The sequence below is a fragment of the Paracoccaceae bacterium genome, assembly GCA_019454225.1.
Classification (GTDB): Bacteria; Pseudomonadota; Alphaproteobacteria; order Rhodobacterales; family Rhodobacteraceae.
The window spans coordinates 3,074,151-3,093,635 of the sequence record CP075370.1 but is presented as its reverse complement, the minus strand read 5'-3'; the positions used below and the strand labels follow the sequence as shown (position 1 = coordinate 3,093,635).

At 68.7% G+C, this 19,485-nt stretch carries 22 protein-coding genes; 11 read left to right on the top strand and 11 right to left on the bottom strand.

Annotated features, from left to right (window positions below; translation table 11 throughout):
* Nucleotides 1-33: 33 nt before the first annotated feature.
* On the top strand, nt 34-705 hold the full coding sequence (locus KF887_14670) for an SDR family oxidoreductase (protein QYK40642.1): 672 nt from the start codon (nt 34-36) through the stop codon (nt 703-705).
* Nucleotides 706-730: 25 nt separating this feature from the next.
* Here the strand turns inward: KF887_14670 and KF887_14665 are convergent, their stop codons facing one another.
* The 8 genes from KF887_14665 to KF887_14630 all read right to left on the bottom strand — a co-directional run bounded on the left by KF887_14665 (nt 731) and on the right by KF887_14630 (nt 7,895).
* Complete coding sequence (locus KF887_14665; GenBank protein ID QYK40641.1) at nt 731-1,087, bottom strand: helix-turn-helix transcriptional regulator; 357 nt, start codon at nt 1,085-1,087, stop codon at nt 731-733.
* 70 nt (nt 1,088-1,157) lie between these two features.
* A complete protein-coding gene (locus tag KF887_14660) occupies nt 1,158-2,183 on the bottom strand; it encodes a putative sulfate exporter family transporter (protein ID QYK40640.1) in 1,026 nt (341 codons plus the stop codon).
* A gap of 75 nt (nt 2,184-2,258) precedes the next feature.
* Nucleotides 2,259-3,317, bottom strand: a complete 1,059-nt coding sequence (dctP, locus tag KF887_14655; GenBank protein QYK40639.1) for a TRAP transporter substrate-binding protein DctP — start codon at nt 3,315-3,317, stop codon at nt 2,259-2,261.
* 61 nt (nt 3,318-3,378) lie between these two features.
* A complete protein-coding gene (locus KF887_14650; GenBank protein QYK40638.1) occupies nt 3,379-4,668 on the bottom strand; it encodes a TRAP transporter large permease in 1,290 nt (429 codons plus the stop codon).
* Complete coding sequence (locus tag KF887_14645) at nt 4,668-5,264, bottom strand: TRAP transporter small permease subunit (GenBank protein QYK40637.1); 597 nt, start codon at nt 5,262-5,264, stop codon at nt 4,668-4,670. The genes KF887_14650 and KF887_14645 overlap by 1 nt, the downstream gene beginning before the upstream one ends.
* A gap of 63 nt (nt 5,265-5,327) precedes the next feature.
* Nucleotides 5,328-5,825 carry a flavin reductase family protein gene (locus KF887_14640; GenBank protein ID QYK40636.1) on the bottom strand — a complete coding sequence of 166 codons (498 nt, stop codon included), beginning with the start codon at nt 5,823-5,825 and terminating at the stop codon, nt 5,328-5,330.
* 19 nt (nt 5,826-5,844) lie between these two features.
* Nucleotides 5,845-6,738, bottom strand: coding sequence for an aldo/keto reductase (locus KF887_14635; GenBank protein ID QYK40635.1), 894 nt, complete (start codon nt 6,736-6,738; stop codon nt 5,845-5,847).
* Nucleotides 6,738-7,895 carry an LLM class flavin-dependent oxidoreductase gene (locus tag KF887_14630; protein QYK40634.1) on the bottom strand — a complete coding sequence of 386 codons (1,158 nt, stop codon included), beginning with the start codon at nt 7,893-7,895 and terminating at the stop codon, nt 6,738-6,740. The genes KF887_14635 and KF887_14630 overlap by 1 nt, the downstream gene beginning before the upstream one ends.
* 99 nt (nt 7,896-7,994) lie before the next feature.
* On the opposite strand from KF887_14630, the gene KF887_14625 reads away from it, so the two are divergent.
* From KF887_14625 to KF887_14595, 7 genes are all read left to right on the top strand, one after another.
* On the top strand, nt 7,995-8,693 hold the full coding sequence (locus tag KF887_14625) for a GntR family transcriptional regulator (GenBank protein ID QYK40633.1): 699 nt from the start codon (nt 7,995-7,997) through the stop codon (nt 8,691-8,693).
* Nucleotides 8,694-8,745: 52 nt separating this feature from the next.
* Nucleotides 8,746-9,858 (top strand): Gfo/Idh/MocA family oxidoreductase, encoded by a 1,113-nt coding sequence (locus KF887_14620; protein ID QYK40632.1) that lies wholly within the window; start codon nt 8,746-8,748, stop codon nt 9,856-9,858.
* A gap of 132 nt (nt 9,859-9,990) precedes the next feature.
* Nucleotides 9,991-10,809, top strand: coding sequence for a phosphonate ABC transporter ATP-binding protein (gene phnC / locus KF887_14615; GenBank protein QYK43593.1), 819 nt, complete (start codon nt 9,991-9,993; stop codon nt 10,807-10,809).
* Between the two features lie 57 nt (nt 10,810-10,866).
* The gene (gene phnD, locus KF887_14610; GenBank protein QYK40631.1) at nt 10,867-11,775 is read left to right on the top strand and encodes a phosphonate ABC transporter substrate-binding protein; all 909 of its coding nucleotides are present in this window, start codon (nt 10,867-10,869) and stop codon (nt 11,773-11,775) included.
* Nucleotides 11,776-11,841: 66 nt separating this feature from the next.
* On the top strand, nt 11,842-12,711 hold the full coding sequence (phnE, locus tag KF887_14605; GenBank protein ID QYK40630.1) for a phosphonate ABC transporter, permease protein PhnE: 870 nt from the start codon (nt 11,842-11,844) through the stop codon (nt 12,709-12,711).
* Entirely contained in the window at nt 12,708-14,030 is a 1,323-nt protein-coding gene (phnE, locus tag KF887_14600) for a phosphonate ABC transporter, permease protein PhnE (GenBank protein ID QYK40629.1), read from the top strand. Before phnE (KF887_14605) ends, phnE (KF887_14600) begins: the two co-directional genes overlap by 4 nt.
* Nucleotides 14,031-14,199: 169 nt before the next feature.
* Nucleotides 14,200-14,817, top strand: coding sequence for a chloramphenicol acetyltransferase (locus KF887_14595; protein ID QYK40628.1), 618 nt, complete (start codon nt 14,200-14,202; stop codon nt 14,815-14,817).
* 9 nt (nt 14,818-14,826) lie between these two features.
* Here KF887_14595 and KF887_14590 read toward each other — a convergent pair whose 3' ends face one another.
* Nucleotides 14,827-16,008, bottom strand: a complete 1,182-nt coding sequence (locus KF887_14590; protein ID QYK40627.1) for an alpha-D-ribose 1-methylphosphonate 5-triphosphate diphosphatase — start codon at nt 16,006-16,008, stop codon at nt 14,827-14,829.
* A 70-nt stretch (nt 16,009-16,078) separates the two neighbouring features.
* Nucleotides 16,079-16,792, bottom strand: coding sequence for a phosphonate metabolism transcriptional regulator PhnF (gene phnF / locus KF887_14585; protein ID QYK40626.1), 714 nt, complete (start codon nt 16,790-16,792; stop codon nt 16,079-16,081).
* Nucleotides 16,793-16,887: 95 nt separating this feature from the next.
* On the opposite strand from phnF, the gene phnG reads away from it, so the two are divergent.
* The 3 genes from phnG to KF887_14570 are packed head-to-tail and all read left to right on the top strand — an operon-like array spanning nt 16,888 to nt 19,045.
* Complete coding sequence (gene phnG, locus KF887_14580) at nt 16,888-17,361, top strand: phosphonate C-P lyase system protein PhnG (protein QYK40625.1); 474 nt, start codon at nt 16,888-16,890, stop codon at nt 17,359-17,361.
* Nucleotides 17,361-17,930, top strand: a complete 570-nt coding sequence (gene phnH, locus KF887_14575; protein ID QYK43592.1) for a phosphonate C-P lyase system protein PhnH — start codon at nt 17,361-17,363, stop codon at nt 17,928-17,930. The genes phnG and phnH overlap by 1 nt, the downstream gene beginning before the upstream one ends.
* Nucleotides 17,930-19,045 (top strand): carbon-phosphorus lyase complex subunit PhnI, encoded by a 1,116-nt coding sequence (locus tag KF887_14570; GenBank protein ID QYK40624.1) that lies wholly within the window; start codon nt 17,930-17,932, stop codon nt 19,043-19,045. The genes phnH and KF887_14570 overlap by 1 nt, the downstream gene beginning before the upstream one ends.
* A 2-nt stretch (nt 19,046-19,047) precedes the next feature.
* Here KF887_14570 and KF887_14565 read toward each other — a convergent pair whose 3' ends face one another.
* On the bottom strand, nt 19,048-19,281 hold the full coding sequence (locus KF887_14565) for a hypothetical protein (GenBank protein QYK40623.1): 234 nt from the start codon (nt 19,279-19,281) through the stop codon (nt 19,048-19,050).
* Between the last annotated feature and the right edge of the window lie 204 nt (nt 19,282-19,485).

Sequence of the window (19,485 nt, the reverse complement as noted above, 5' to 3'; positions counted from 1 at the left end):
GCCGCCAGATCGTCCGCTGCCCGGAGCCTGTGCATGCCCGACCTTCCCGCACCCGGCCGCGTGGCCCTTGTCACCGGCGCCTCGCGGGGGCTTGGCGCCGCGATCGCCGAGCAGCTGGCGCTGCGGGGGTGGCATGTGGTGGCGGTGGCGCGCACCGTCGGCGGGCTCGAGGACCTGGACGACCGCGTCAGGAAAGCCGGCCTGCCAGGGGCAGGCGGGCTGACGCTGGCGCCCATGGATGTCACCAGCGAGGACGCGATGCGCCACCTGTGCCGGTCGGTGCATGACCGCTGGGGGGGGCTGGCGCTCTGGGTCCATGCGGCGGTGCATGCGGCACCGCTGGCGCCTGCCGGGTCGATGGATGCCCGCGATTTCGACAAGTCGGTCGCGGTGAACCTGCGGGCCACCGCATCGCTGATCCCGATGGTGGAACCTCTGCTGCGGGCCGGGCAGGGCACGGCCCTTTTCCTCGACGATCCGCGCGGCGGGCAGAAGTTCTTTGGTGCCTATGGCGCGACCAAGGCCGCGCAGGTCGCCCTCGCCCGCAGCTGGCAGGCCGAAACGGCGCGCACCGGTCCGCGTGTGATGATCGCCGAACCCGCGCCGATGCCCACCGCCGTCCGGGCGCGGTTCCATCCGGGCGAAGATCGGTCCGCATTGGCCGATCCCCGGGCCGAGGCCGCACGGCTGCTGGATCTGCTCTGACCGCTTCCGCCGGGTCCCGGCGCCGTCAGCAGTCGCTGTCGTTGCAGAACATGTCGTGCAGGGTGGTGATGATCCGTCCGACCTTCGGGTCGCGGATCGCATAGTATATCGTCTTGCCCTCGCGGCGGCAGGTGACCAGCCCCTCAAGCCGCAGCCGCGCGAGCTGCTGGCTGACGGCCGACTGCCGCTGTTCAAGCAGGGTTTCAAGCTCGGTCACCGATCGCTCGCCCTGGGCCAGATGGCACAGGATCATCAGCCGACCCTCATGCGACAGCGCCTTCAGGAAGGCCGCAGCCTCGGCCGCGCGCACCGCGATGTCATCCGCAGGCGGCGGGGCCACGGCACGCGGGGTCGTAACGGTCATCTCGGTTGCGGGTGTCATTGCGATGTCCGGCTGGGGCTGTTCGTCGGGATATATGCGCAGACCTGCATTTGTTCAAGTCAACGGCGCGTCAAGCCCCGATCATCGGCAGGATATGCAGCCCGACGAACACGATTGCCGCCAAAAACAGCGTCTCGCCCAGTATGAGCGCGATCGCGGGCCGCCCCACCTGCATCAGCCGGGGCAGGGCGATCTTCATGCCCACTGCGGCGATCGCGGTCAGCAGCGCCCAGCGTGACAGCGCGCCGGCCAGGTCCGACGCCGAGGCCGGAACCACCCCGGTCGAGTTCAGTGCGGCAAGCGCCAGAAAGGCCAGCACAAAGCCCGGCACCAGCGGCGGCCGCGTGCCGGCGCCGGTTCCGCGTGCGCGCAGGATCACGGCAGCCAGGATCACCACGGGGGCAAGCGCGGTCACCCGGATCAGCTTGACCAGGGTCGACAACTCTCCTGTCGGATCGTCGATCGAAAATCCCGCGCCCACGACTTGCGCGACGTCATGGATGGTGGCCCCCAGGAACAGCCCGGTCGCCCGGGTGTCGAGTCCAAGCCGCGTGGTCAGGATCGGATAGACGATCATCGCCAGCGTCGACAGGACGGTCACACCGACCACGGTAAAGGCAAGGTCGCGTTCGGCGGTGTCGGCGCGGCGCCCGTCCTGCGGCAGGATCGCCGCGATGGCCATCGCGGCCGAGGCGCCGCAGATCGCCACCGACCCGCCGGTCAGGAACCCGAAGGCGCGGCTCTGCCCCGACAGCCGGGCAACCAGCATCCCGAAGCCGATGGTCGCTGCCACCGCGCCCAGCACCAGGGCCAGTGCGGGCAGGCCCAGCGACAGCACCATGTCGGCAGACACGCGCAGCCCCAGCAGCGCCACACCGATGCGCAGCACCGCCCTTGCGGCCAGGTCGATGCCGGGCGCCGCGCGCCCCTCCTCGGCCAGGAAATGCAGCGCCATCCCGATCAGGATCGCCATCAGCATGGCCGGGGCGCCGTAGTGGTCCGACAGGAACTGCGCGGCAAGGGCGGCGCAGCCTGCGACCGCGAGGCCGGGAAAGTGCTGATCCCAGTCGGCGCGCGTGGGCAGGGAAAATGACATGGGGTTCCGTTCGGGGGCGCAGGGCAGGCAGCGGGGCGCCCCCGCGCGGCAGGTGCCGCGCGGGGGCAACCGGCGTCAGTTCATGTCGGCGGCACGTTCCGCGTCGATCTTGGCGGTGGCCGCGACCACCGCCGCCTCGAATGCCGCCAGCGTTTCCTCGCCGCCCGCGACATTCGCCTTGAACCAGTCGTAGACCGGGGCGACGGCGGCCTGGAACGCGGCCTTTTCCTCGGGCGTGGGCACGTAGATGTCGCCACCCGCCTCGCGGAACGCCGCATAGGCCGCGATTTCCTTGCGCTTGGGCGAGGCAAAGGTCGCCTGCTGCAGCGCCGCGAACCCGTCCAGCACGATCCGCTTCTGGTTGTCGTCAAGCGACTGGAACCGCTGGTTCGACATGTACCAGAAGGCGCCCATGTAGCTGTGGCCGTCCAGCGTGATGTACTTCAGGCCGGCATCGGGGAACTTCATCGACATGATGTCGGTGATCCCGTTTGCGGTGCCTTCCACGACGCCGGTCTGCAGCGAGGTGAACAGCTCCGGCCACGGGATCGGCGTGGGTGCCGCGCCCAGCGTCTTGGCCAGTTCCTGCGGCAGGTCGGCGGGCACCGTGCGCATCTTCAGTCCCGACAGGTCGGCGGGCGCCGCCACCCGGGCCTTGGTGTTGGCATAGTTGCGCCAGCCGCCGGTATTGCCCACCGTCATCAGGCGTATCGTGTCGTCGCTGTCGGCCAGCATCTTGTCGCGCAGGAAGCGCACGAAATCGCCCGACAGCACTTCCTCGGCCACGCGGTCGTCGCTCATCAGATAGGGCAGGTCGAGCACCTGGATGTAGGGAAAGATCCCCGCCGCCCCGCCCGAGGTCGAGATGAAGATGTCGATCGACCCGTCGGCGACGCCCGCCAGGCATTCCTGCCCGGTGGCGCAAAGCTGCGTGCCGATGAACAATTCCACGCCGATCGCGCCGTTCGAGGCGTTCTCGACATAGTTCTTGAACACCACGAGGCCGTCATAGTCCTCGTCCTGTTCGTTCGAGTTCGCCGTCGCGCGCAGCACGATGTCCTGCGCCATGGCGGCGCCCGCCGTGCCTGCCAGCAGCGCGGCCAGCATCAGTGATTTCAGGTGTGTCTTGAGCATGTGGTCCTCCCGTTGGTTTTCGGTTTGGTGGCGGGGGCCGGGAACGCGGCCCCGCGCCGCGTCAGTTCACGAACCCGAGCAGTCGCGGGATCGTCAGTGTCAGGGCCGGGAAATAGGTGATCAGGAAGATCACCACGATCTCGACGGCAAGGAACGGCAGCGTGGCCCGCGCGATGGTCTCGACCCTCAGCCCCGAGACCGACGAGGTGACGAACAGCACCAGCCCCATGGGCGGCGTCAGCAGCCCCACGGTCAGGTTCACCGCCATGATGATGGCGAAATGCACCGAATCGACGCCCATCGCTGTGAACACCGGGCCAAGGATCGGCCCCAGGATGATGATCGCGGGCCCGGCATCCAGGAACATCCCCACGATGAACAGCAGGATGTTGATCATGAACAGCAGGATCAGCGGGTTGTCCGATACGCCGAGGATCATCGCCGCCAGCATCTCGGGCGTGCGCGCCAGCGACGCGACGGTCTTGAAGGCCATGGCCGCCCCCACCAGCAGCAGCACGACGGCCGAGGTGATGCCCGCCCTGATCAGGATGTCCGGCAGGTCGCGAAGGCTCAGCGTCCGCATCACGAACAGCCCGATCATCAGCGAATAGCCGACCGCGATGCAGGCCGCCTCGGTCGGCGTGAAGATGCCGCCAAGGATGCCGCCAAGGATGATCACCGGGGTCATCAGCGGCCAGATCGCCTTGAGACTGGCCTGGCCGGCCTCGCCCCAGGTGGCGCGGCGGGTCGACATCGGCAGGTCATAGCGGTCGGCCAGGAACCAGATCATGAACATCAGCGATCCGCCGATCATCAGCCCCGGCACGATCCCCGCCAGGAACAGCGCGGCCACGCTTTCGCCCATCACATAGGCATAGATGATCATGATCCCCGACGGCGGGATGATCGGCCCGATGATCGAGGATGCGGCGGTGATCGCGGCGGCGAACTTGCGGGAATAGCCCTGCTTCTCCATCGCCGGGATCAGCATCGAACCCAGGGCCGAGACATCCGCCACCGCCGAACCCGACAGCCCCGCGAACAGCATCGACGACATCACGTTCACATGCGCCAGGCCGCCCCGCAGGTGCCCGATCATCGCCTGGCTGAACTCGACCAGCCGCAGGGTGATGTTCGACCGGTTCATCACCTCGCCCGCCAGCATGAAGAACGGGATCGCCATCAGCGGAAAGCTGTCCATCCCGTTGTAGACGTTGCGATACAGCAGCACGATGTCGCGCTCCTGCCCGTTCATCCACAGAAGGATGCCGGGTGCCGCGATCAGCCCGAAGAACACCGGCAGGCCCAGGAGCAGGAAGACCATGAAAAGCGGAAGGAAAAGCGACAGCATCACTCGGCCCCCCCGACTGCGGCGCCGGCGATCGCGGGCAGGCGGTCACCCGCGCCGACCATGGTGGCGACGCAGCGCAGCATCAGTTCCACCGTCACCGCGATCATGATCGTGACGCCCACGGCCAGCGAGGCCATCATCCAGGCGCGCGTCACCTTGGTCCATTCCAGCCCCTCGGCGCCCCATCCGGTCGGCACGCGGAACGCATCCATCTCGAACCGCCCGCCAAAGCCCGTCACCTCGGCCCAGCCGATGCGGAACCCGACCAGCAGCACTGCAAGCGCCACGCCCAGCAACAGCAGCGTCAGCCCGGCCGCAACCACGCGCGGCAGCAGGCGCACCACCATGTCGATGCCGACGAACCCGCCCTGCCGATAGGCTGTGGGCGCCATCAGCCCGGTCGCCCAGAGCATCAGGAACCGGGCCACCTCTTCCGGCCAGGGCAGGGCATTGCCCAGCACATAGCGCCAGAACACCTGGATCAGGATCGCCCCGACCATCACGGCCATGCAGACCGCTCCGATCCATCGCCCGGCCGCAAGCACGGCGGCATTCAGCGCGCCCAGGGCTGCGGCCAGCCCAACCAGTACACCCATCGGTGCGTCCTCCCCCCTTGTGCCGTCATCCCGCCGGCCGGGCCTGTCCCGCGCGGGTCCCCCTCAGGCCTGCGCGAAGGTTCCGTATCGTCCGGCGCTGAACACCAGCGGCGTGCCCTCGGCCAGCGCCGCCCGCAGCACCAACCCCACCACGATGGTGTGGTCGCCGCCGTCATGCAGCGCGTGCTGCCGACAGTCGAACCGCGCCAGGCACCCCTCGATCACCGGCACGCCCTCGGCATTCACGCCATGGGGCAGTCCGTCGAACCCCGCGCCCCCGCGCACGAACCGGCGGCTGACATCGCCCTGGTCCGCGCCAAGCACATGGATGGCGTAGTGCGGCGCGGCCACCAGCACGGGATAGCGCAGCGATGCCTTGGCGGGCGACCACAGCACCAGCGGCGGGTCCATCGACAGCGAGGCAAAGCTGTTCGCGGTGAATCCCATGTGCCCGTCCGGGCCCTGCGCCGTGATCACGCAGACCCCGGTGGAAAAACGCCCCAGGGCATCGCGGAAGGCACGGGCATTCGCGGCATCCGGCGTAAAGGTCAGGTCGGTCATCGGCGCTCCATCCGGCATCTCAGGCCACCTCGCGGCCCAGGGCCAAGGTGTAGAGTTCAAACCATGTCTGGCGATCCATCGGCACCTTCAGCGCGTCGGAAATCGCGGCGATCCGGGGCAGGCTGTTGGTGCCCATCACCGGCAGGATGCGCGCCGGATGGGCCAGCAGCCAGGCGACGGCCGCCGCCGACCAGTCGGCTCCTGCCGCGTGGCCCAGATCGTCCAGCCGTTCGCGCAGGCGCTGCGGCGCCTCGGCCAGCAGCCGGCCGCCCGCCAGCGGCGACCAGGCCATGACCGGCAGGCGGCGTTCCTGCAGGTCGGCCACGTCGCCGTTCACGAAGCCTTCATGCGCCATCAGCGACAGTTCGATCTGGTTCGTCGCCAGCCGCGTCGCCATGCCCGACTGCAGCAGCGAGAAATCCCACGGCCGGAAGTTCGACACGCCGACGGCCCGCACCTTGCCGCTGGCCACCAGATCGTCCAGGCAGCGCCCGGTCGCGTCGTGGTCCATCAGCGGGTCGGGCCGGTGGATCAGCAGCAGGTCGATGCGGTCGGTCGCCATCTCGCGCAGGCTGGTCTCGACCGATGCGGTGATATGGCCGGGCGAGGTGTCGTAGTGCTTCAGCCGTGCCCCGGCATGGCGGCCCACCGGGGCCACGATGTCGCATTTGGTGACCAGTTCCACCCGGTCGCGCAGGCCCGGGCTGGCGCGGAACGCGGCCCCCAGGATCGATTCGGCCGTGTAGTCGCCATAGATATCGGCCTGGTCCATCGTGGTGATGCCCTGCGCCAGACAGACCTCGATCTTGGCCTGCACATGGCTCGACACGGTGATCGCATCGTCCCCCAGCCGCCACATGCCATAGACGATGCGGCTGAACGTCAGGCCATCGGCAATCGTGATCCGTTCCATCAGCGGCGTGCCCCCGTGCCCAGCGGCGTCGCCGGGGTTTCGGCGGGCACCCGGCCATAGGCATGCGGCAGGCTGACCGTCGTCAGCTGCGGCAGGACCTTCGTGCCGAAATGCTCTGCCTCGTCCAGATGCGGATAGCCCGAAAGGATGAACGCGCGGATGCCCATCTTGCGATACTCCTCCAGCTTGGTCAGGATCTGGTCCGGCGACCCGACAAGCGCCGCGCCGCAGCCCGACCGCGCCCGCCCGATGCCCGTCCACATTCCCGGTTCGACATAGCCGAACTGGTCGGCCAGCTCGCGGGCCCGCGCCTGGTGCGACACGCCCAGCGACCCCGCGTCATGCGCCCGCTGGCGGATCAGCTTGCCGTATTCGTCATCCAGCTTCGACACCAGATGCTCGGCGTAGTCCCGTGCCTCGGCCTCGGTATCGCGCACGATCATGTGCACGCGCAGCCCGTAGTCCAGCGTCCGCCCATGCGCCGCCGCGCGGGCGTTCACGTCGCGCATGCGCTGCGCCAGCATCTCCTTCGGCTCGGGCCACATCAGGTAGACGTCGCACTGCGCCCCGCAGAGTTCGAGCGCATCCGGGCTGTAGCCGCCGAAGTACAGCAGCGGCCCGCCGTTCTGCTGGTAGGGCCGCGCGGGGTCGGCGGGCAGGGTCTTGATCTTGTAGATTTCGCCGTCGTGCGAAACCTCGTCCTGCGTCCAGCACTTGCGCAGGATCTGCACCACCTCGTGACTGCGGCGGTAGCGGCGCGCGCTGTCCTCGACCTCGCCGGGGAAGTCCGACGAAATGACGTTCAGCGTCAGCCGCCCCTTCATCATGTGGTCCAGCGTCGCCACCGTCCGGGCCAGCATCATCGGGTGCAGCTCGCCGCAGCGGATCGCCGCCAGCATGTTGATGCGCTCGGTCACCTGCGAACAGGCGGCCACGAAGGTCAGCACGTCCTGCCCCACCTGGAACGACGAGGGGCACAGGATGTTGCGGAACCCCAGGCGTTCGGCGGTCCGGACGATCTCCGAGCAGTGCTCCCAGGACGACCTTAGGCGGCCGTCGGGCACGCCCAGGTACTGATAGTCGTCCGAACACAGCGCGGCGAACCAGCTGACCTCGGCGCCGTCCAGATCGGGCGAGGTGATGGGGACCACGGTCATCTGATTCTCTCTCCCTGAGATTCAACTTTCCTCTTGCGTAGCATCCGCAATGATATAGATCAATACTATATCAATTGTTCGAAATGACGCGAGTCGGCCATGAAAAGCGGTGCGCTCCCGCTGTATCAGCAAATCAGCGAACTCCTGATCCGCGACATCGCGTCAGGCCGGCTGATCGACGGCGAACGGCTCCCGCCCGAGCGCGAGATGGCCGCATCGCTGGGCATCGCCGTCGGCACGCTGCGCCAGGCGCTGAAGGATCTGGCGGCCAAGGGTATGCTCAGCCGCGTGCAGGGGTCGGGCAACTATGTGCGCGCCCGCGCCGATGCCGAAAGCGTCTATGCCTTCTTCCGGCTTGAACTGCTGACCGGCGGCGGGCTGCCGACGGCGCAGGTGCTGGCGGTGGACCGCGTCGCCAAGCGCCCCGACCTGCCCGAGTTCGGCACCTCGCCCGACGCGCATCGCATCCGCCGCCTGCGGTTCATCTCGGGTCTGCCCGCGGCGGTCGAGGAAATCTGGCTGGACGGTGCCTATGTGCCGCGCATCGCGCCGGAGGATCTGTCGGAGTCGCTCTATCTGTTCTACCGCACGCGCCTGGGCCTCTGGGTGCAGCGGGCCGAAGATCGGCTGGGGCAGGGGGCACTGCCGGACTGGGCGCCACCGGCCTTTCCCCATTCCCCCGGCACGCTCCTGCCAGAGGTGACGCGCATCTCCTGGGTGCAGGATGGCGCCCGGGCCGAGGTTTCCCTGACGTGGTTCGACCCGCAGCGGGTCAGGTATGTGGCGCGGCTGAAATAGCGCGCGCCGTCGGAAATGCGGCGCGCGACGCGCCCGAACAGAGGACAAGGACGTGAAGACAATCCGTTACGGCATCATCGGGTGCGGCATGATGGGGCAGGAGCATCTGCGCAACATCGCCCTTCTGCCACAGGCCGAGGTGGTGGCGATCTTCGAGCCCGACCCGGCGATGCGCGCCGAGGCCGCGCGCTTCGCGCCCGGCGCGGCGATGGTGGAATCGGTCGCCGCGGTTCTGGCGGTGCAGGCCGTGAACTGCCTGCTGATCGCCAGCCCCAACTACCTGCACGTCGGACAGCTGGAACAGATCGCGGCGATCCGTCCGCTGCCGGTGCTGGTCGAGAAGCCGCTCTTCACCGATCCGGCCGACGCACCCCGCCTTGCCGCGCTGCGCGCCGCCTATCCCGCGCCGATCTGGGTGGCCATGGAATACCGCTACATGCCCCCCGTCGCGCATCTGCTGCGCGAGGCGCAGGCGGCGACCGGCGGGATCCGCATGCTGACGATCCGCGAACACCGCTTTCCCTTCCTGCACAAGGTCGGGGAATGGAACCGCTTCAACGTGCAGTCGGGCGGCACCCTGGTCGAGAAATGCTGCCATTTCTTCGACCTGATGCGCCTTGTCGCCGGCTGCAACCCGGTCCGCGTGATGGCTTCGGGCGGGCAGGACGTGAACCACAGGGACGAATCGGTCGACGGCCGCACCCCCGACATCTGGGACAACGCCTATGTGATCGTCGACTTCGAGAACGGTCTGCGGGCGATGCTGGAACTGTGCATGTTCGCCGAGGGCAGCCGCTACCAGGAAGAGATCTCGGCGGTCGGGCCGCTGGGCAAGATCGAATGCCTGGTGCCCGGCCCGGGCCGCTTCTGGCCCGCGCATCTGGGTGAACCGCCGGTGCCGCAGGTGATCGTCTCGCCCCGCGATCCCAAGGGGCCGCGCGTGCTTGACGTGCCGGTCGATCCGACCATCCTGGCCGCGGGCGACCACAACGGATCGACCTTCTACCAGCATCAGGGTTTCGCCCGCGCCGCCGCCGGGCAGGGCGGGGTCGAGGTGACGCTGGCCGATGGCTGGTGGGCCGCGGCCATCGGCATGGCCGCGCAGAAGTCGGCGCTGACCGGGCAGGCTGTCGACCTGCGTGCCGAGGGGTATTTCCCGGCCTGACCGATCGCGCGGGGCGCGCGGGGCCGGGCAACGGCCCGGCCTGTCCCGCCACTGTCACCAAAGTTTCGCGGAACCGACACATCGCCTTTGCAGCCGCCACCTATCCCCCGGCCAACCGCAGGGGGTTGCATGCTGCTCGACGTTCAGACGGTCACGCGGATGTTCGGCCAGAAGGCCGCGGTTGACCACATCTCGTTCTCGGTCGACCGCCCGGCCTTCGTCGGCATCATCGGTCGCTCCGGCGCTGGCAAGTCCACCTTCCTGCGCATGATGAACCGGCTTACCGATGCGACATCCGGTGAAATCCGGTTCGAGGGGCGCAACATCCTGGCCCTGAACGGGGCCCAGATGCGCGCATGGCAGTCGCAATGCGCGATGATCTTCCAGCAGTTCAACCTCGTGCCGCGCATGGACGTGGTGTCGAACGTGCTGCACGGGGTCCTGAACCGCCGCTCGACGCTCCAGACGATGTTCAACCTGTGGTCCCGCGCCGACATCGAAAAGGCGCTGTCCATACTCGACCGTCTGGGAATCGTCGAACAGGCCCCCAAGCGCGCCGAGGCCCTGTCGGGCGGGCAGCAGCAGCGCGTGGCGATTGCCCGCGCCCTGATGCAGGACCCCCGCATCATCCTGGCTGACGAACCCATCGCCAGCCTCGACCCGATGAACGCGCAGATCGTGATGGACGCGCTGCGCCGCATCAATGTCGAGGACGGGCGGATGGTGATCGCCAACCTCCACACGCTCGACACCGCGCGCCGCTACTGCGACCGCGTGATCGGCATGCGCGACGGGCGCATCGTGTTCGACGGCACCGCGGACCAGCTGACCACCGGCGTCGCCCGCGACATCTATGGCGCCGACGCGAGCTTCTCCGAGGCCGCGACCTCCACCGCCATCGACGCCCTTCCGCAGGATACGGCCTACCGGGCCGCGATGCTGAACGCCTGATCCCTTCACCCCGGCCCCGCGCATCCCGCGGGGCCTTTTCACCACCGGAGACGACAGATGAAAAAGCTGCTTGCCGTCCTTGCTGCCACCACCGCCCTGACCGGCGCCGCGCAGGCGCAGGAAATCACCGAGTTCCGCATCGGCCTTCTGGGTGGCGAGAACGCCCAGGACCGCCTCGCCTCGAACGAATGCTTCCGCGCCTATACCGAGGAAGCGCTCGGCGTGCCGACCAAGCTGTTCACCGCCGCCGACTACAACGGAGTCATCCAGGGCCTGATCGGCGGCACGCTGGACATGGCCTGGCTCGGCGCCTCGGCCTATGCCGCCGTCTATCTGGAAAACCCCGATGCGGTGACCCCGGTTCTGGTCAAGACCAACCTCGACGGCTCCTTCACCTATCACTCGATCGGCTTTGCGCGGAAGGACTCGGGCATCACCTCGCTCGAGGACATGAAGGGCAAGAAGTTCGCCTTCGCAGACCCGAACTCGACCTCGGGCTACCTGATCCCGCTGGTGGAACTGCCGGCTGCCGGCTACTCGATGAAGCCGGGCGAGTATTTCTCGGACGTGGTGTTCTCGGGCGGGCATGAGCAGTCGATCGTCGGCGTGAACGCGGGCGACTTCGACGGCGCCGTGACCTGGGCCGACGGCCAGGGCGACTGGGAAGACGGCTACAACTCGGGCGCGCTGCGCCGCGCGGTGGATGCCGGTCTGGTCGACATGAACGACCTGGTCGAGATCTGGAAGTCGTCGCCGATCCCGGAAGGCCCGATCGTCCTGCGCAACGCGCTGCCCGAGGACGTCAAGGCCAAGATGATCGAGCTGACCGCCGGCCTGCACGCCAAGGACCAGGCCTGCGCCTACGGCGTGGCCGCGGGCGAGACCGCGGGCTTCACCCCGATCGGCCACGACGCCTACGAGACGATCATCGCCGTCCGCGTGGCGCAGCAGTCCAAGACCAACTGATCCGACACCTGGTCTGACCACGGGTTCCGGCGCAGGCCGGAACCCGTCCTTGCGCGCAGGTATCCCATGGCCGATCTTCCCGCTCCTTCGCCGTTGCTGGCATCGACGCAGGCGCATTACCTTGCCCTGACGCGCCAGCGGCAGCTCTATTCCGGGATCGCGCTTGCCGTCTTCATCGTGCTGATGATCGCAGGCTTCCGCATCGTCGAGGATCGCAGCGCGGGTTCATTCGCGAACGGCTGGTTCCAGGTGCTCGACTTCCCGGCGGGCCTCGTCTCCGAGGCCTGGGAAAAGCGCGCCAACCTGCCGGGCCATCTGGTCACCTTCTTCCCGGCCCTGATCGAGACGATCAACATCGCCGCCGTCGCCACCATCATGGGCGCCATCGGCGGGCTGATGCTGTCGCTTCTGTCCACCCGCGGCCTTGCCCCCTTTCCCCGGCTGATCCCGCTGTTCCGCCGGCTGATGGACATCCAGCGGGCATTCCCCGAAATCGTCATCGCGCTAGTCCTGATCTTCATCCTGGGCGGCGGGCCGGTGCCCGCGATGATCGCCATTGCCGCCCATACGGCGGGCGCGCTTGGCAAGCTGTTCTCGGAAGTGGCCGAGAACGTCGACATGAAGCCGCTCGAAGGGCTGCAATCGGTGGGCGCGTCGTGGTCGCAGCGGATGATGCTGGGCGTCATGCCGCAGGTCGCGCCCAACTACCTCAGCTACACGCTGATGCGGTTCGAGATCAACGTGCGCGCCTCGGCTATCCTGGGCTTCGTCGGCGCAGGCGGCATCGGCTATGAACTGCGCAACGCCATGACCTTCGGCACCGGCCGCTTCGACATGTCGGCGGCGATCTTCATCCTGCTGTTCGCCGCCATCGTCTTCTTCGACCAGATTTCCAGCTACTTCCGCAACCGGCTGGTGCATGGGGGCCAGGCATGACCGTGACGGCCGAATTCTCGGCGCAGGACGCCCGCAGCCGCGCGCATGCGCTGATCGCCTCCAAGCGCCGCCTGGCCATGGCGGTGCCTGCGCTGATCGTCATCTACCTGGCGTACATCTTCTTCGCCTTCGACGTGCCGGGGCTGGCCGAACGCGCGCGGCTCGACAATGCGCGCATCCTTCTGGCTGACAGCTACAGCCACAAGGTGCATGTCACCCGCGACGGCCGCACCGGCGGGCTCGACGTCACCAAGGAAGGCGAGGCCAAGGGCCGCTTCCCGGTCGAACTCTATCCCGACTGGATCGGGCAGGGCGCGGACGAGAAGGTGATCGACCTCGGGCAGGGGCATGTCGTGCGCTTCCTGCCGGATCGCCGCGTCACCTATGACGTCCCGGGCTTCGGCCTGATCGACATCACCCGTGACGGGCAGAACATCCGCCTGTCCCTGCCGGTCGCCGACACGCCCGCCTGGATCAACGCCTCCGACAGCCGGGTGACCATCACCACCGATGCGGGCCGCCTGACCGCCACCAGGTCCAAGGACGAGGTGTTCCGCTACTTCTTCGGCTGGGAACTGTTCTGGTTCACGCTCGACAGCCCCTATTACAACCAGTCCCTCTGGACCATCCTGACCGGCCCGCAGCTTGACCCCGCGCGAACCAACATCGCGGGTGCATGGTCCGATTTCATGGGCAACGCGATGTGGCGCCACGCCGATGTGTTCTGGGCGATCGGCGAAACGGTCCTCATGGCCTTCCTTGGCACCTTCGGCGCCGCGATCATCGCGCTGCCGATCGCCTTTCTGGCGGCGAAGAACTTCGCCCCCTTCGTGGCCGTCCGCTTCGTCACCCGACGCGTCTGCGATTTCATCCGGGGTGTGGACGGGCTGATCTGGACGATCATCCTGTCGCGGGCCTTCGGTCCCGGGCCGCTGACCGGGGCGCTCGCGATCCTCGTCACCGATGTCGGCAGCTTCGGAAAAAGCTTCTCCGAGGCGCTCGAGAATGTCGACGACAAGCAGATCGAGGGGATCCGCTCGACCGGCGCGCGGCCCGTGCAGCGCTACCGCTTCGGGGTGATCCCGCAGGTCACGCCGGTCCTGCTGTCGCAGGTGCTGTATCTGTTCGAATCTAACACCCGCAGCGCCACGATCATCGGGGCGATCACCGGGGGCGGCATCGGCCTTTTCATCACCCAGGCGATCCAGACCCAGAAGGACTGGGAAGAGGTGACCTATTACATCCTGCTGATCATCCTCATGGTCATGCTGATGGACACGCTGTCCGGCTGGCTGCGCCGCAGGCTGATCAAGGGATAAGCCGGGGCCCGGCCGGACACGGGCCCGGCACGCGCCGGGCGCTCCCCCGGTCGCGTGCTTGCCGACCCGGGCCAGATCATGAAAAAGTGGTTAAGTCGGTTTTGTAACCCGTTGATTCCAAAAGGCTCAGAAAATGTCCCACGATGGGACGCCCCAGCCGGACCCTGCCATGCCCCAGCTTTCCGCAACCGAACCCTACCTGCACCCCGGCTGCGAGATCGTGGCCACGACCTTCGGCGCCTGGTGCGAGGTGGGGCAGGGGTCCCGCATCGTGAACTCGGCCTTCCTCGACTATGCCTACTGCGACCGCCTGTCCGACATCGCCAACACCACCGTCGGCAAGTTCGCCAACATCGCCGCGATGACGCGCATCGGCCCGACCGATCATCCGATGGCCAACGCCTCGCTGCACCACTTCCTCTACCGCTCCCGCTACTACTGGCCCGACGAACCCGACGACGCGGGGTTCTTCGCCGCCCGCGCCGCCCGCCGCACCGTGATCGGTCCGGATACCTGGATCGGGCACGGCGCCATCGTGAAGCCCGACGTCATGATCGGGGCGGGCGCCGTGGTTGCGGCGGGCGCGGTGGTGACCCGCGACGTGGCGCCCTACATGATCGTGGCGGGGGTGCCCGCGACCCCGCTGCGCCCCCGCCTTCCCCCCGGCATCGCCGCACGGATGATCGACCTTGCCTGGTGGGATTGGGACCATGACCGGCTGCGCCAGGCGCTGCCCGACTTCCGCAGCCTGCCGGCCGAGGCCTTCCTCGACCGCTACGGCGGCTGACCGGCGGCGCTACTCGGCGGCCATCCGCATCGCCTGCGGCTGCGCCAGGAACCGCCGCGCCGCCTCGCCCGAAAGCCAGGACAACCGCCCCGCCGCGATGGTCGCCTCGACCATCCGGGTTTCCGCGTTGACCACCGTCAGGTCGGCCCGCAGCCCCGGCTCGATGCGGCCGCGGTCCGCCAGCCGCATGATCTCGGCCGGGCGGGTCGAGATCATCGCCCAGGCCTGCGGCAGCGCCATCATGCCCCGGTCCACCAGCGTCCAGGCCGCAAGCGCCAGGGCCGGCACGTGGTAGTCCGACACGAGCGCGTCGCACAGCCCCTCGGCGATCAGGTCGCAGGCCGACACGTTGCCCGACTGGCTGCCGCCCCGCACCACATTCGGCGCCCCCATGATCACCGGCGACATCATCGCCCGGGCCGCGGCCGCAGCCCGGCGGGTGGTCGGGAACTCGGCGATCCGGGCGCCGATCATCGAGTATCGCTCGCGCGTCTCGCCATCGGGGTCGTCATGGCTGCCGTACAGAACGCCCATCTCGTCGAACGCGTCGGCCAGACGGCACAGGTGGCGGGGTACCTCGCGCGACCGGGCCTCTGCCGCCTCGATGGCCGCCAGCATCTGTTCGGGGGTGCGGCCGTTGCGCCGCGACCAGTGGGCAAAGGCATCCGGCCGCAGGCGGCGCATCTCGTGGCCCTGCTCCAGATGGTCGTTGAACACGACATAGCCCACACGGTGCCGGGCGACGGCAGCGATCAGCCGCGCGCCCGCCTCGACCAGATGAATCTCGGCCCGCAGCTGCACCCGCAGGTCCGTCAGCGCGCGGGGCCGGAAGGCGGCAAGCGCCGACAGCAGCGCCTCGGCCCCCTCGGGGCTGCGCGAGCCGCCCTCCCAGCTCCAGCCCTGCGCCAGCCAGGCTGTCGTCACACCATGGGCCGCCGCCTCGCGGTCGGTCGAGGCAAGGCCCGCGGCCAGCGGGAAGTCGACCCCGGGCCGGGGGAACAGGTGACGCTCGAATCCGTCGCCGTGCAGGTCCACGATGCCGGGCAGGATCAGGTATCCGGTCAGGTCCACCTCGGGCAGCGGTCCGCGCGCGATCCGGCCGTCCGCGATGCAGACCGAACGGCGCTGCATCTCGCCGTCGCGCAGGATGTCGGCGCCGGTCAGGCGCAGGGGGGGCAAGGGCAGGGGCATGGCGCTGCTCGTGTCGGGGTCTGCCTGTGGATAAACCGGTTGCGCGACGGGTTCATGACAACCTGAGGTTCTATTCGGGCGCGACGACCAGGGTCACGCGGTCGCCCGCGAACCACGACGTGCCGAACTCCACCGGGACGCCCGCATCGTCCACGTTGATCGCGACCGTCCGCAGGAGCGGCGCACCTTCGGACAGATGCAGCAGGGCCGCGCGGGTGCCGCGCGCGATCTTCGCGGTGATGCGGGTCGAGGCCCGCGTGTAGTCCGACAGTCCCTCGGCGGCGAGCGCCTCGGTGACCGAAAGCGTGTGCTGCAACCGCTCGCACAGGCCCGGGAACCGGCTGGCAGGAAAGACCGACCGGAACAGGCCCACCGGCATCCCGTCGGAAGTCGAGAGCCCTTCGTAGACATGGACCATTGCGCCCGCCGAAAGGGCGAGCGCCTGCGCCTCGTCCGTCGTCGCGCGCCGGGTGTCGAGCGCCAGCAGGCGGCGTGCGGGGGTGCGGCCCGATGCCGTCAGGTTCTGGTGGAACCGCACGCGGCGCCCCAGCGGGTATTCCGTCGGCGCCGCATGCACGAACACCCCCGCGCCGCGCCGCGAATGGACCAGCCCCTGTTCCGCCAGCTGCGCCAGTGCGTGCCGCACGGTGTGGCGGTTGACGCCGAACCGCGCGGACAGTTTCGCCTCGGTCGGCAGGCGGTCGCCGGGCGCATAGATGCCCTGCGCGATCTCGGCCGACAGGGATTGCGCGATGGATTGCCATAGGGGTTCGGCGGCGGTCATGCGGGGCGGTCCGTCATCAAAGTTTCACAGCCTTGGGGCTTGTAGCGGAGGTGGCGAAGGCGTATCAGATGTCTAGTTGTATAGCAAGAACCGACATGTCCCACCACACCCGCGATCCTGACCATGCGAAAGACGACAACGCCCCGCGGCAGGGCTGGATGGGGCTGCTGGCACGCGCCCGGCCCGACCGCCTGGCGGGGCTGATGCCTGCCGAACTGCCGGGCCATGCGGTGCTGCGCGGCCCCGAGACCGGCGCGGTGATGGTGCGTGGGCGGGCAGGCGGTGCGGGTGCGCCATTCAACCTGGGAGAGATGACGGTCACGCGCTGCACCTTGCGCCTGGCCACGGGCGAGGTGGGCCATGCCCATGTGCAGGGCCGCGACCGGGGGCATGCGCTGCGGGCCGCCATCGTCGACGCGCTGATGCAGGGCCCGCAGGCCGCCGAGGTTCGGGCCCGGGTGCTCGAACCCCTTGCGACCGAGGAATCCGCCCGCCGCCGGGCCCGCGCGGACCGGGCGGCCCGCACACGGGTCGAGTTCTTCACGCTGGTGCGGGGAGAGGATCAGTGATCGCGGGTGCAACGCTGGGCGGGGGCTTTGCCGACCCGCCGCATGAAGCGGCACGGGCCTTCCGCGCCGCGATGGAGGCGATGGCCCGGCCCGGCCGCATCGAGCGTGTCGCCGGGGCGCTGCCGCCCGCGCCGCTGTCGGTGGCGGCCGGCGTCCTGCTGCTGACGCTGGCCGACCCGACGACGCCCGTCCATCTGGCCCCGTCACACGACACGGACGAGATGCGCGGCTGGATCGCGTTCCATACCGGGGCGCCGATGGCGGCGCCGGGGCAGGCCGTCTTTGCGGTCGGCCGTCTTGCGGCGCTTGGTGCGCCCGAGCGCTTTCCCCTGGGAACGCCCGAGTATCCTGACCGGTCCGTCACCCTGATCATCGAGGTCGACCAGCTGGAACCGCGCGGCGCGCGGCTGACCGGTCCCGGTATCCGCGACCATGCGTGGCTGTCGCTGCCCGATCCGGCGCCCTTTGCGATGAACCGTTCGCGCTTCCCGCTGGGGTTCGACGCATTCCTGACCTGCGGCGACCGTCTGGCGGCGGTGCCACGGTCAACCCGGGTGGAGGCGGCCTGATGTATGTGGCGGTGAAAGGCGGCGAGCGGGCGATCGACGAGGCACATGCCTACCTTGCCGAGGAACGGCGGGGCGACCCCGCCGTGCCGGAACTGACGGTGGCCCAGATCCGCGAACAGATGCGGCTGGCGGTCAACCGGGTGATGGCCGAGGGATCGCTCTACGATCCCGACCTCGCGGCGCTTGCCATCAAGCAGGCGCGTGGCGACCTGATCGAGGCGATTTTCCTGATCCGGGCCTATCGCACGACGCTGCCCCGTTTCGGTGCCTCGCGCCCTGTCGATAGCGGCTCGATGGCCTGCATCCGCCGGATCAGCGCGACCTTCAAGGACGCGCCGGGCGGGCAGGTGCTGGGGCCGACCTTCGACTATACGCATCGTCTTCTGGATTTTGCGCTGATGGCGGAAGGCGGGCCACCCGCCGCAGCGCCCCGGCAAGACGATGCGGCGCCCTCGGGCGCACAGGTGCCGGCGGATGCGCCGTCCGACCCGGCCCGCACGCCGCATATCACCGGGTTCCTGAACCGTGACGGGATGATAGAGATCGACCAGCGGTCGGATGACACGCCCCCGGACCTGACGCGCGACCCGATGGAACTGCCCGCCCCGCGCGCCCTGCGCCTGCAGGCCCTGGCCCGGGGGGACGAGGGGTTCCTGCTGGGAATGGCCTATTCCACCCAGCGTGGCTATGGGCGCACCCATGCCTTCGTGGGCGAGCTGCGCATCGGGACCGTGGCGGTCGAGATGGACATTCCCGAACTGGGTTTCGCCGTGGAAATCGGCGAGGTCGAGCTGACCGAATGCGAGACGGTGAACCAGTTCAAGGGATCACGCACCGAGCCGCCGCAGTTCACCCGCGGCTATGGTCTGGTGTTCGGGCAGTCCGAGCGCAAGGCGATCTCGATGAGTCTTGTCGACCGGGCCCTGCGATGGGAGGAACTGGGCGAGGATTTCGCGGGCGCCCCGGCGCAGGACTCCGAATTTGTCCTGATGCATGCCGACAACATCCAGGCGACCGGATTTCTGGAACACATCAAGCTGCCGCACTACGTCGACTTCCAGAGCGAACTGGAACTGGTCCGGCGGCTGAGGGCTGCCGCGGGGGGCACGGAATGACCCTAGTCGCAGCGCCCGCCGCCCGGATCGCTGTCGGAGCCGTCGCCGAAGCCGCGATGCCGCGGGTCCTGCTGCATCTGGAACAGGCCCAGCCGTCCGCGCGTGTCGATCAGGAGGCCGCCGGGGCCGACGGCCCAGGGCGGTGCGAACCTGTGAAGCAGGGAAAGGGCGATCCTCCGCAGGGCCAGCACGCCCGCCACGACCGCGCAGATGATGGCCAGATCGGTGCCTGTCATGGCCTGCGCCCCGGGCGGATATGGACCATGTCAGACGCTGCGGCGCCGGTCGGCCGCCATCAGGGGGCGAAGCACGTTGATCGCCGCGCGACCGACGACCGCGATGGTGGCTGCACCGCATATCAAGAGAGCAAGTTCCAGCATCGCGATGCGGGCTCCTTCCGACCCGGCGCACCCCTCCAACGGTCACGTCAGCAGAGAAAT